The following is an 11,680-nucleotide window of genomic DNA, read 5'->3' on the forward strand; positions in this document are numbered from 1 at the left end:
TCAACCGGGGGTCGTGTTGCCAGTGCTGTCGAGCGGCGCCCGCTCCGGTGCGGTTCACGGACCAGCGGGGAGGTGCGCCCGGCCCCCGCGGGCGCGGGGGGGGGGGGGGCGGCCCACCCCCCCCCCCCCTTCTCGCGCGGACGGTTATTCCTGCTTCTTGCGCCGGCTGCCGAAGACGATCTCGTCCCAGCTGGGCACGGTGGCCCGGCGGCCGGGCCGGACGCCGTCCGCCTCGGCCTGCCGGTCGGTGGTGCCGACCAGGCGCTCGCGGTGCGGGGCGACGGCGCGCGGCATCAGGATGTCGGCGTACGCGGAGCCGGCGCCGACGGCGGGTGCCGCGGCGGCGGCCGGTTCCTCGGTCTCCTCGGCGACCTCGGCGGGTACCGGTTCGACCGGGGCGGGTCCGACGGCGAGGTCGCCGCGGAAGGCGGGGACGACGTCGAGCAGGCTGGTGAGCGAGTCCCGGCCCTCGGCCGCGGCCTCGCGCGCCTCGCGGGCGGACATGATGCGGTCGGCGGAGGGGCGGTCGATCATCGGGCGGGGCGGCCGGTCCTGGGGGAGCCGGGCGATCCGCGGGATGAACGGGAAGACCGAGTCCTCCTCGCGCTCGACGGTCTCGCCGATCAGCGCGCGGGCCTCGTCGTCGTTGGGCGTGACGAGGCGCCGGGGCGGGTCGTACGTCCAGGAGGCGCTGCGGCCCTCGCCGTCGGAGCGGTAGGAGAGGATGACCTCCCACGTGCCGTCGTCGCGCCGCCAGGAGTCCCAGCGCTCGGTCTCCTTCTCGGCGCCGCGCAGCGCGAGCCGTTCGGCGACGGCCTCGCCGAGCTGGGGGCCGGGGGACTCGCCGTTGCGGCGGATGGCGGTCTTGCGGGCGCGCTCGGCCATGAAGGCGCGTTCGGCGAGGACGGGTCCCTCGAAGCGGCGGACCCGGTCGACGGAGATGCCGGCGGCCTGGGCGACCTCCTCGGCGGAGGCACCGGCTCGTATCCGCGCCTGGATGTCGCGGGGGCGGAGGTGGCTCTCGACCTCGATCTCGATCTGGCCGAGGCGCGGGCGGTCGCCGCGGATGGCGGCGCGCAGCCGCTCGTCGATGGGGAGGGTGTACTCCGTGCTGTCGGCAGCCTTGAGCACCAGCCGTGTGCCGTCGTTGCTGACGGCCACAACCCGCAGTTCGGGCACGGTTACCTCCCGGGTGGTGCCTGCCGACGTCACCTGCGTCGCTGCTCCCGTACTGAGTGTGGCCTGCCCACTCGCGACTGGCCACAACCTTGCTGAGTTCCCCGGCGTGTCGGGCTCACGCCCGTCCACACCGCTGTGGCACGGTTGCCTTTTTGCCACGTCATCCGTCGACGTCGCGCCTGGGTGTCCCGGCCGTCCTCGCACGCGGAGTGTTCGCGACGATCCGGGACCGGCGTCGCCGTGCGTGCCTGTGTCGTGGCTCTTCGTCAAGTTGCCGTGGTACTGGCAGTCGACAAGTCGACCCAAGGCTCAGGCTTTACGAACAGTACTCCATTCGTGGCATCCGGAGGGGCGGCTCGCCGCTCAAGTCTCCCGCGATTCACGGGAATCTCAAGAGCGCGCGCCCCGGGCGGCGGACCGCTGCCGGATGGACGGTGATCATCTTCACACAATCGCGGAGGGAAGAACCGGATTTTCGTCCCTTGTGTCCTTCTTTGGGCAAGATGGAGTGACTTGTTCGAAGAACAGTCGTACGGACCGAGGGATGTCGATGCCGGAGCGGGAGCCCGTCGAGGAGGGCGGGAAGGACGAGCGCAGGCGGATCGATCTGAGTGTGGCTCAGGTCGTGGCGAGCGCGCTGGCCGCGGTGGCGGGGGCCTTGTTGGCGTCCGAACTCGGGGTCTACGGCACGATCATGGGCGCGGCGGTGGTGAGCGTCGGGGCCACCACGGGCGGCGCGCTGTTCCAGCACCTCTTCAGGCGCACCGGCGAGCAACTGCGCGAGGCGGTGGACCGCGGGCCGAACCAGACGGTGAACGGGCTGCGCCAGGTGCCGGCGGACGACGTGGCCCCGGTGGAGCCGCGGGTGCCGGTGATCTCGTCGGAGTGGAACGAGCCGCAGGTGGTCCGGGCGCGCCGGCGGTGGACGTGGCGGACGTACGCGGCGGTGTCGGGGCTGGTGTTCGTGCTGGCGATGACGCCGATCGTGGCGTTCGAGATGGTCACCGGGCAGCCGGTGTCGGCGACGGTGACCGGGCAGACGGGCAACGGCACGTCGTTCGGCGGCAGCGTGGGCACGGATTCGAAGCCGCCGGCCGGCGATCCGACGGGCCGGCCGTCCGGTGGCGGGCACGGGCCGGGCGCGACGCCGTCGGGCGGTGCGTCGGAGCCGGCGACGTCGAGGCCGCGGCCGGAGCCGAGCGGCAGCCCGAGCGGGTCGCCGACCTCGGGCGGGTCGCCGTCCCCGACACCGACGCCGACCCCGGACCCGAGCCCGAGCGGGACGCCCACCTCCGGCGCGTCCCCGTCGGCGGGCGGTGGCGGGAAGCCGACCGGCGGGACGACTCCGCAGCCGCCCGCGCCGAGCCAGGCCCCGGCGTCGGAGGCCCCGGCGCCCGCCGCCGGAACCCCGGCGGGCCAGGGCGTGTCCTAGTCGCCGAGGACCCGGCGCAGGTACGGGTTGGCGAACAGGCGGCCGGGGTCGACCTCGTCGCGCAGGGCGGTGAAGTCGCCGAAGTGCGGGTAGACCCCGGCGAGGTACTCGGCGTCGCGGGTGTGCAGCTTGCCCCAGTGGGGGCGGCCCTCGTGGGCGGCCATCAGCTGTTCGACGCCGGTGAAGTAGCCCTGGTCGCGGGTGCCCCGGTAGAGGTGGACGGCGATGTAGGCGCTGTCGCGGCCGGAGGCGGTGGAGAGCCAGAGGTCGTCGGCGGGGGCGAAGCGGACCTCCACCGGGAAGCTGATCCGCCAGTCGGACCGTTCGATGAGCGCCTTCAGCTCGCGCAGCACGTCGGCGACGGCGGCGCGCGGCACGGCGTACTCCATCTCGACGAAGCGGACCTTGCGCGGGCTGGTGAACACCTTGTGCGAGGTGTCGGTGTAGCTGCGGTCGGACCACGCGCGGCTGGCCAGCGAGGCGATGGCGGGGATGCTGCCGGGGAAGCGGCGGCCGACCCGGCAGGCGCCCTCCCACACGGTGTTGGAGAGGAAGTCGTCCTCCAGCCAGCCCTTGAACCGGGGCAGCGGGGCGGCCGGGCCCTGGCTGCGGTTGTTGCGCTTGGTGCTGCAGCGGTCGGTGTGCGGGAACCAGTAGAACTCGAAGTGCTCGTTGACGGCGGTGAGGTCGTCGAGGCGGTCGAGGACCTCGTCGAAGCGCATCGGCTGCTCGTGGGCGGTGAGCAGGAAGGACGGCTCGACGCCGAAGGTGAGCGCGGTGATCACGCCGAGCGCGCCGAGGCCGAGCCGGGCGCCCTGGAAGAGCCGCGGGTTCTCGGTGGGCGAGCAGCGGTGGACCGTGCCGTCGGCGAGGACGATCTCCAGGGCGCGGATCTGCGCGGCGAGCGAGCCGGAGTCGCGGCCGGTGCCGTGGGTGCCGGTGCTGGTGGCGCCGGCGACGGTCTGGACCTCGATGTCGCCCATGTTGGTGAGCGAGAGGCCCTCGGCGGCGAGGAGCCGGTTGAGCCGGTGCAGCGGGAGGCCGGACTCGACGGTGACGGTGCCGGCCTCGCGGTCGATCCCGCGGACGGCGGTGAGCGCGTGCGGGCGGATCTGGACGCCGTCGCCGGCGGAGGCGATCGCGGTGAAGGAGTGGCCGGAGCCGACGGCCTTGACGGTGCGGCCCTGTTCGGCGGCGCGCCGGATCTCCCTGGCCAGTTCCTCCGCGGTGCCGGGCGCGGCGGCCCGGGCGGGCCGGGCGCTCTGGTTGCCGGCCCAGTTGGTCCAGCGGACGGCGGTCGCGGTACTGGCCTGGGGCATGTGCTGACTCCTGCTCCGTGGCCGACGGGGTCGGCGGGGTCCGGGCGGTGGGGGCCGCCGGTGGGGCCTGTGCACGGGGCCGCGCGGGCCCCTACCCGCGGGTAGGCCCGCGAGTAGGGAGGAGATTAGTCAGTTCACCGTCCGAGGTCTACGGGTTCGACGGCGGGCGCCCCGGGCTCGGCCGCGGGCAGGCCGGCCCGCAGGGTGCGCAGGCCGACGAGGGCGACCAGGACGCCGAACACGCCGGCGACCAGCGGCACCCAGTAGCCGGCGGCGGCGCCGGAGGCGTCCACCACCCAGCCGCCGGCCGAGGAGCCGAGGGCGACGCCGAGTGCGAGCCCGGTGGTGGTCCAGGCCATGCCCTCGGTGAGCTGGGCGGCCGGGACGAGCCGCTCGACCAGGGCCATCGCGGAGATCAGGGTGGGGGAGATGGCGACGCCGGCGAGCAGCAGGACGGCGCCGGTGGCGAGCAGCCCGCCGAGGCCCTGCACCGCCTCGGCGACGAGCAGCACCGGGATCATGGTGAGCGCCATCATCACGACGCCGACGACGAAACGATTCGCCAGGGGGCTGGTGGGCTTGAGCGCGCCGTAGACCATGCCGGCCAGGCCGGAGCCGAGTGCCCACACGGCGAGGACGGTGCCGGCGAGGCCCTCGTGGTCCTGGGCCCGGGCGAAGGCGACGGTGACGATCTCGACCGAGCCGAAGATCGCCCCGGTGGCGATGAAGGTGAGCACCAGCACGACCAGGCCGGGGTTGAGGATCGCGCTGCGGCCGCTGCGCCCGGCGGCCGGGTGGACCGGCGGCTCGGTGCGCCGCTGGGCGGTGAACAGGACGATCCCGACGGTGAGCGCGAGGCCGGCGGCGAGCAGGCCGGACTCGGGGAAGACGTTGGTGGCCAGGCTGACGGCGAGGATCGGGCCCACCATGAAGCAGAACTCGTCGACCACCGCCTCGAAGGAGTACGCGGTGTGCAGCCGGGCGGGCTTGTCCCGGTAGAGGTGGGCCCAGCGGGCGCGGACCATGGCGCCCGCGCTGGGCATGGCGCCCATGCCGACGGCGAAGAAGAAGAGCGTCCAGTCCGGGGCGTCGAAGTGGGCGCAGAGCAGCAGTCCGGTCGCCGCGGCGATGGTGAACGCGGCGGCGGGCAGCGCGACGCGGCGCTGGCCGTGCCGGTCGACGAGCCAGGAGACGGCCGGTCCGAGCACCGCGGCGGCGATCGCCAGGGTCGCCGAGACGAGGCCCGCCACCCCGAAGGAGCCGCGCTGCTGGGACAGCATGGTCACGATGCCGATGCCGGTCATCGAGATCGGCAGGCGGGCGATGAACCCGGCGGAGGAGAAGGCCAGCGTGCCGGGGGCGGCGAATATCTGGCGGTAGCTGGACAGCACGCGGAAGCTCCGGGGAGGTAAGGAACAAGGCGGTTGAACACAGCTTACGTATGTTGGCAAACGGTATTTTCCGGGCTCTCCGCGCCGCCCCGCCGACGGGCCCCGGCCCCTCAATGGCAGGATCGGTGCCATGTCCGACGCGCGCAAACCCTCCCTCTCCGGCGCCGCTCCCTACGACGCCCTCCTGCTGCTCTCCTTCGGCGGCCCCGAGGCCCCCGAGGACGTCGTGCCGTTCCTGGAGAACGTCACCCGCGGCAGGGGAATCCCGAAGGAACGGCTGAAGGAGGTGGGCAAGCACTACTTCATGTTCGGCGGGGTCAGTCCGATCAACGGGCAGAACCGCGAGCTGCTGGCCGCGCTGCGCAAGGACTTCGCCGACCACGGCCTGGACCTGCCGGTCTACTGGGGCAACCGCAACTGGGCGCCCTACCTGACCGACACCCTGCGCGAGATGGCCGCCGACGGTCACCGCCGGATCGCCGTCCTCGCCACCAGCGCCTACGCCGGCTACTCCGGCTGCCGCCAGTACCGCGAGAACCTCGCCGACGCGCTCGCCGTCCTCGCCGACGAGGGCGGCCCCGAGCTGCGCGTCGACAAGCTCCGGCACTTCTACAACCACCCGGGCTTCGTCGGCCCGATGGCCGAGGCCACCGTCGCCGCCCTGGAGCGGCTGCCCGCCGGCGTGCGGGACGGCGCCCGGCTGGCGTTCACCACCCACTCCATCCCCGACGCGATGGCCGAGACCTCCGGCGCCCCGGACGACCCGGCCCGCGGTGAGTCCGGCGGTGCGTACGTCGCGCAGCACCTGGACGTCGCGCGGCTGGTCGTCGAGGCCGTCGCCGAGCGCACCGGCGTCGCCGGGCGGCCGTGGGAGCTCGTCTACCAGAGCCGCAGCGGGGCCCCGCACATCCCGTGGCTGGAGCCGGACATCTGCGACCACCTGGAGGCCCAGCACGCCGACGGCGCGCCGGCCGTCGTGATGGTCCCGATCGGGTTCGTCTCCGACCACATGGAGGTCAAGTACGACCTCGACACCGAGGCCGTCGCCAAGGCCGCCGAGCTCGGCCTGCCGGTGGCCCGGGCGGCCACCGTCGGCGCCGACCCCCGGTTCACCGCCGCCGTGCGCGAGCTGGTCCTGGAGCGGGCCGCCACCGAGCGTGGCGAGGACGTCACCCGCTGCGCCCTCGGGGCGCTCGGGCCCAGCCACGACGTGTGCGCGGTGGCCTGCTGCCCCAACCCGCGCGCCCCCCGCCCGGCCGCCGCCGAGCGCTGACCCGTACCGGAGGAGATGCCCGTGTCCAGCCCCGCCCTGCCCGACGCCCGGCTGCTCGACGACCTGCTCGACGTGGCCCTGGACGCCGCCCGCCGGGCGGGCGCCCTGCTGCGCGACGCCCGGCCCGCCGACCTGGGTGTGGCCGGCACCAAGAGCAGCCCGGTCGACGTGGTCACCGAGATGGACCTCGCCTCCGAGAAGCTCGTCGTGGAGCTGATCGCCGAGCGCCGTCCGCAGGACGGCTACCTCGGCGAGGAGGGCGCCGACCGGCCCGGCACCAGCGGGGTGCGCTGGGTCGTCGACCCGCTCGACGGCACGGTCAACTACCTGTACGGGCTGCCCTCGTGGGCGGTGAGCGTGGCCGCCGAGGTGGACGGCCGGGCGGTCGTCGGCGTCGTCCACGCACCGGCCCGCGGCGAGCTGTTCCACGCCGTCGTCGGCCGCGGCGCCCGCCTCGACGGCGCGCCGATCTCCGCCCGCCCGGCCCCGCCGTGGGGGCAGGCGCTGATCGGCACCGGCTTCAACTACGTCGAGGCGGTGCGGGTCCGGCAGGCCGAGGTGCTGCTGGCCCTGATGCCCGAGGTGCGGGACATCCGCCGGGGCGGCGCCGCCGCGGTGGACCTGTGCGACGTCGCCGCCGGGCGCCTGGACGGCTACTACGAGCGCGGCCTGGCCCCCTGGGACCGCGCCGCGGGCTGCCTGATCGCCACCGAGGCAGGTGCCCTGACCGGCGGACGGCCCGGACACGGCCCGGACGGCCGGCTCACCGTCGCCGCCGCACCCGGCGTGTACGAGCCGCTCCAGGAGCGCCTGGCCGCGCTGCGCGCCTGGGCGGATTGAGCGCTTCACCGGACGTTCGCCCCTGGGACACGTCATGTCCCAGGGGCAAATCTTTGCCCCCGCAGGCGCGGGTTCCTCCCGGGCCGGGCAAACGAAGAGCCCTGGCATACGGGGGATGCCAGGGCCTGGGGTTTCGCACGGCCCCCGCAGGGCCGCTGGTGCCGGAGGACCGGCGTCGGGTCAGGTGCTGCGAAGCGTCACGCGGCGGTGCGGTGGCGCTCGAGCACGGTGTCCACGCCGTGCTCGGCGGCGAGTCGGCGGAGGTCGTCCAGCTCGGACTGCTCCACCTCGGCGAGGAACTCGTCCCCGGCCTCGATCGCGCGGTGCAGGTCCTGCTCGGCGTTGGCTATGCGCTGCAGGATTCCGGCCTTGAAGGCGTCCATACGGGCCCCCTTACTGTGTCGGACGTGCACGGTCGTGCGTTCTCCGCCCTGAGGTGGTCCGGTCGACGGAAGCGCCCGGGCCGGCGGGTCTGCTGCTCCGGTCGGGCGCGGAGACGGCCTCGGCCGCTCCCGGTGACGTCCCATGCCCCAGGGCCGGCGCGGATGAACGCACGGCGGGTGGGTGCGACCGGCCAAGGGCCAGATCGCGGGTGTGCAGCTGTCCTCCCCGCCCCGGCGGCCGGGAAACCTGCCCGGCCGAGAAAGTTGCCCGTGTCACAGTCCAATCGGACTGCTCCGGATGCGAACCGTGACCGGCGGGGAGCCGGGCGAACCCTGCCCGAGGGGCAGCTTATCGCTGCTTTACCGAAGGACCAGGCAGGATGGAGACACGTTCGGAGCCGTGCGTCCGCTTCCGGGGCCGGCCTGGAGAAGGGACAACGACCGTGCGGGTTCTCGTCGTCGAGGACGAGCAGCTGCTCGCCGAGGCCGTCGCAACCGGCCTGCGCCGCGAGGCGATGGCCGTCGACGTGGTGTACGACGGGGAGGCCGCGCTCCAGCGCATCGCGGTCAACGACTACGACGTCGTGGTGCTCGACCGGGACCTGCCGCTCGTCCACGGCGACGACGTCTGCCGCAAGGTGGTCGAACAGGGCCTGGCCACCAGGGTCATCATGCTGACCGCCTCCGGCGACATCAGCGACCGGGTCGAGGGTCTGGAGATCGGCGCCGACGACTACCTTCCGAAGCCGTTCGCCTTCAGCGAACTCGTGGCCCGGGTAAGGGCGCTGGGCCGCCGCGCGACCGTCCCGCTGCCGCCCGTCCTGGAGCGCGCCGGCATCTCGCTCGACCCCGGCCGCCGCGAGGTCATCCGCGACGGACGCACCGTGCAGCTCGCCCCCAAGGAGTTCGCCGTCCTGGAGGTCCTGATGCGCGCCGGCGGCGCCGTCGTCTCCGCCGAACAGCTCCTGGAGAAGGCCTGGGACGAGCACACCGACCCGTTCACCAACGTCGTGCGCGTCACCGTCATGACGCTGCGCCGCAAGCTCGGCGACCCGCCGGTCATCGTCACCGTGCCCGGCTCCGGCTACCGCATCTGAGCGGAGCCCGCCCCGGATCCCCGGCGGATCCCCCCACCGACCAGCGCCCGCCCCGGCGGACGCCCCGAGAGGACCCATCATGACCACCCCGCCCCCGGCCGGCGGGCCCTCCGGCGCGCCCGCCGGCGGCCCGCGCGTCGTACCGCCCAAGCCCGCACACCCCCCGCGCGCGCCCCGGCTGCACCAGTCGACGCACGAGAACTACGTCCCCGGCGACGGCATGCTCGCCTGGCTGCCGTTCCGCCCGACCATCCGGATGCGGCTCACCCTGCTCTACGGCGGGATGTTCCTGATGGCGGGCATCGTCCTGCTGCTGGTGATGTACTACTTCGTCCGCCAGGCCCTCCAGGACGCCTCGCTGCCGCACCTCGTGCTCAGCAGCCCGACCGGCAACATCAGCGTCACCACGCCGGACGGCATCACCATCACCAACCAGGCGACGCTGGACCGGTGGCTGGCCAACTACCAGACCGTCCAGTCCAACCAGGCGCTCAACACGCTGCTGCGCAAGTCCCTCACCGTCCTCGTCTGCCTCGCCGTGATCGCCTTCGCGGCCGGCTACGCGATGGCCGGCCGGGTGCTGCGCCCGCTCGGCCGGATCACCCGCACCGCCCGTGACGTCGCCTCCTCCGACCTGCACCGGCGGATCGAGCTGGACGGGCCGGACGACGAGCTCAAGGAGCTCGCCGACACGTTCGACGGCATGCTCGACCGGCTCGACCGCTCGTTCGACTCCCAGCGCCGCTTCGTCGCCAACGCCTCGCACGAGCTGCGCACGCCGCTGGCGATCAACCGGACCCTGCTGGAGGTGCAGCTCTCCGACCCGGCCGCCTCGCCCGACCTCCAACAGCTCGGCAAGACCCTGCTGGCCACCAACGAGCGCAGCGAGCAGCTCGTCGAGGGCCTGCTGCTGCTCGCCCGCAGCGACAACGAGCTCACCGAGCGCCGCCCGGTCGACCTGTCCGAGGTGGCCTCCCGGGCGCTGGAGCAGACCCGCTCGGAGGCCGACAAGCGCGAGGTCGAGCTGCGCTCGACGCTCGATCCGGCCGTGGCCTCGGGCAACGGCGTCCTGCTGGAGCGGATCGCGCTGAACCTGCTGCAGAACGCGGTGCGCTACAACACCGCCGGCGGCTGGGTCGAGCTGACCACGGCCGAGGTGCCGGGCGGCGGCGAGCTGGTCGTCTCGAACACCGGCCCGGTGGTGCCGCAGTACGAGCTGGAGCACATCTTCGAACCGTTCCGCCGGGTCAAGGGCGCCGACCGCACCCGCAGCGACAAGGGGGTCGGGCTCGGCCTGTCCATCGTGCGCTCGGTGGTCCGCGCCCACGGCGGCTCCATCGAGGCCACTCCGCGCCCCGGTGGCGGCCTCACGATGCGGGTGCGCATCCCGGGCCCCTGACCGCGCCCGCGGGCCGCTGCGGGGCCGGTTGCGCCGCCCCTCGCGCCGCCCGCGCCACCGCCCTCCGTAAGCGACCGTTCGAGGCCGCCCCCGCCAGGCCCGTCAAGACGACATAAGGCCAGGCGGGGGCGGCTTGTCTTTTCCGGTCCGGGCAACTTACGGTGTCGTAACCTACGCAACCGTAAGTGTGCCCCTCCGCGCGTCCCCCGACGTGCCCGCCCAACGCGCCCGTCCCGCGCGTGCCGTCCCCCAGGAGCAACCCCCGTGACCATCGCCCCTGTGCAGCGCAGCACCTCGCTCGGATCGAGCGCCTGGACCGACGCCCGGCTGATCCTGGCCCTCGAAGAGGTCGTCGAGAAGGAGCTCAACCGCCACCTCGCGGTGGCCAAGGAGTGGATGCCGCACGAGTTCGTGCCGTGGAGCCAGGGCCGCGACTTCGACGGCGTGCTCGGCGGCGATGCCTGGTCGCTGGAGCAGTCCCAGGTGACGGCGCTCGGCCGGGTCTCCCTCGTGGTCAACCTGCTCACCGAGGACAACCTCCCGAGCTACCACCACGAGATCGCGACGATGTTCGGCCGCGAGGGCGCCTGGGGCACCTGGGTGCACCGCTGGACCGCCGAGGAGGGCCGGCACGGGATAGCCATTCGCGACTTCCTGCTCGCCACCCGGGCCGTCGACCCGGTGGAGCTGGAGCGGGCCCGGATGTCCCACATGTCCGAGGGCTTCGAGTCCGACAACGCGCACAGCATGCTCCACTCGGTGGCCTACGTGGCCTTCCAGGAGCTCGCGACCCGCATCTCGCACCGCAACACCGGCAAGCACGCCGGCGACCCGCTGTGCGACCAGCTGCTGGCGAAGATCGCCAACGACGAGAACCTGCACATGGTCTTCTACCGGAACCTCCTCAAGGCCGCCCTGGAGATCGCCCCGGACCAGGCCATGCGGGCCATCGCCGACGTCGTGACGGACTTCCGGATGCCCGGCCACGGCATCCCGGGCTTCGAGCGCGCCGCCGCGCAGATCGCCATCGGCGGGGTCTACAACCTGCGCATCCACCACGACGACGTGCTGCAGCCGGTGCTCCGCCACCTGCGGGTGATGGAGATCGACGGCCTCGGCGCGGAAGGCCTGATGGCCCAGGACGAGCTCGGCGTCTTCCTCGACGGGCTGGACGAGCAGGCCCGCAAGTTCGAGGAGCGGCAGGCCGCCCTGCTCGCCCGCCGGGCCGCGCGCCGCGCCTCCTAGCACGCCCCTGCGGGCCGACGTCCGCCGGGGGGGGGCCCCCCCCCCCCGCGGCCCGGGGGGCGGGGGGGGGCGCGCGCGGGGGCGCGGGCGGGGGGGGGGGGGTTTTTTAGTGTTTTTTAGGC

Annotated in this window: 10 protein-coding genes; 5 read left to right on the forward strand and 5 right to left on the reverse strand. The window is 73.9% G+C overall.

What is annotated here, in order from left to right; all coding sequences use genetic code 11:
* Nucleotides 1-144: 144 nt before the first annotated feature.
* From sepH to ACFV4F_RS28370, 4 genes are all read right to left on the reverse strand, one after another.
* Complete coding sequence (sepH, locus tag ACFV4F_RS28355) at nt 145-1,212, reverse strand: septation protein SepH (RefSeq protein ID WP_380439556.1); 1,068 nt, start codon at nt 1,210-1,212, stop codon at nt 145-147.
* 648 nt (nt 1,213-1,860) lie between these two features.
* A complete protein-coding gene (locus tag ACFV4F_RS28360; protein ID WP_380506591.1) occupies nt 1,861-2,469 on the reverse strand; it encodes a hypothetical protein in 609 nt (202 codons plus the stop codon).
* Between the two features lie 138 nt (nt 2,470-2,607).
* Nucleotides 2,608-3,930: a D-arabinono-1,4-lactone oxidase gene (locus tag ACFV4F_RS28365; RefSeq protein ID WP_380439560.1), complete on the reverse strand. Its 1,323-nt coding sequence runs from the start codon at nt 3,928-3,930 to the stop codon at nt 2,608-2,610.
* 134 nt (nt 3,931-4,064) lie between these two features.
* Nucleotides 4,065-5,321, reverse strand: a complete 1,257-nt coding sequence (locus ACFV4F_RS28370; RefSeq protein ID WP_380439562.1) for an MFS transporter — start codon at nt 5,319-5,321, stop codon at nt 4,065-4,067.
* Nucleotides 5,322-5,451: 130 nt separating this feature from the next.
* Between ACFV4F_RS28370 and ACFV4F_RS28375 the strand changes: the two genes are divergently transcribed.
* Nucleotides 5,452-6,594 (forward strand): ferrochelatase, encoded by a 1,143-nt coding sequence (locus ACFV4F_RS28375; protein ID WP_380439564.1) that lies wholly within the window; start codon nt 5,452-5,454, stop codon nt 6,592-6,594.
* A gap of 15 nt (nt 6,595-6,609) precedes the next feature.
* On the forward strand, nt 6,610-7,434 hold the full coding sequence (locus tag ACFV4F_RS28380; protein ID WP_380497519.1) for an inositol monophosphatase family protein: 825 nt from the start codon (nt 6,610-6,612) through the stop codon (nt 7,432-7,434).
* A gap of 197 nt (nt 7,435-7,631) precedes the next feature.
* Here ACFV4F_RS28380 and ACFV4F_RS28385 read toward each other — a convergent pair whose 3' ends face one another.
* Nucleotides 7,632-7,817 carry a hypothetical protein gene (locus ACFV4F_RS28385; RefSeq protein ID WP_030057688.1) on the reverse strand — a complete coding sequence of 62 codons (186 nt, stop codon included), beginning with the start codon at nt 7,815-7,817 and terminating at the stop codon, nt 7,632-7,634.
* Between the two features lie 443 nt (nt 7,818-8,260).
* Here ACFV4F_RS28385 and ACFV4F_RS28390 point away from each other — a divergent pair, with 443 nt between their 5' ends.
* The 3 genes from ACFV4F_RS28390 to ACFV4F_RS28400 all read left to right on the forward strand — a co-directional run bounded on the left by ACFV4F_RS28390 (nt 8,261) and on the right by ACFV4F_RS28400 (nt 11,558).
* Nucleotides 8,261-8,914 carry a response regulator transcription factor gene (locus ACFV4F_RS28390; protein WP_097235981.1) on the forward strand — a complete coding sequence of 218 codons (654 nt, stop codon included), beginning with the start codon at nt 8,261-8,263 and terminating at the stop codon, nt 8,912-8,914.
* 79 nt (nt 8,915-8,993) lie between these two features.
* Nucleotides 8,994-10,313 (forward strand): sensor histidine kinase, encoded by a 1,320-nt coding sequence (locus ACFV4F_RS28395; RefSeq protein ID WP_380506594.1) that lies wholly within the window; start codon nt 8,994-8,996, stop codon nt 10,311-10,313.
* Nucleotides 10,314-10,577: 264 nt separating this feature from the next.
* On the forward strand, nt 10,578-11,558 hold the full coding sequence (locus ACFV4F_RS28400) for an acyl-ACP desaturase (RefSeq protein ID WP_380439571.1): 981 nt from the start codon (nt 10,578-10,580) through the stop codon (nt 11,556-11,558).
* Nucleotides 11,559-11,680: the final 122 nt, after the last annotated feature.

This window comes from Kitasatospora sp. NPDC059722 (assembly GCF_042733235.1).
Taxonomy (GTDB): domain Bacteria; phylum Actinomycetota; class Actinomycetes; order Streptomycetales; family Streptomycetaceae; genus Kitasatospora.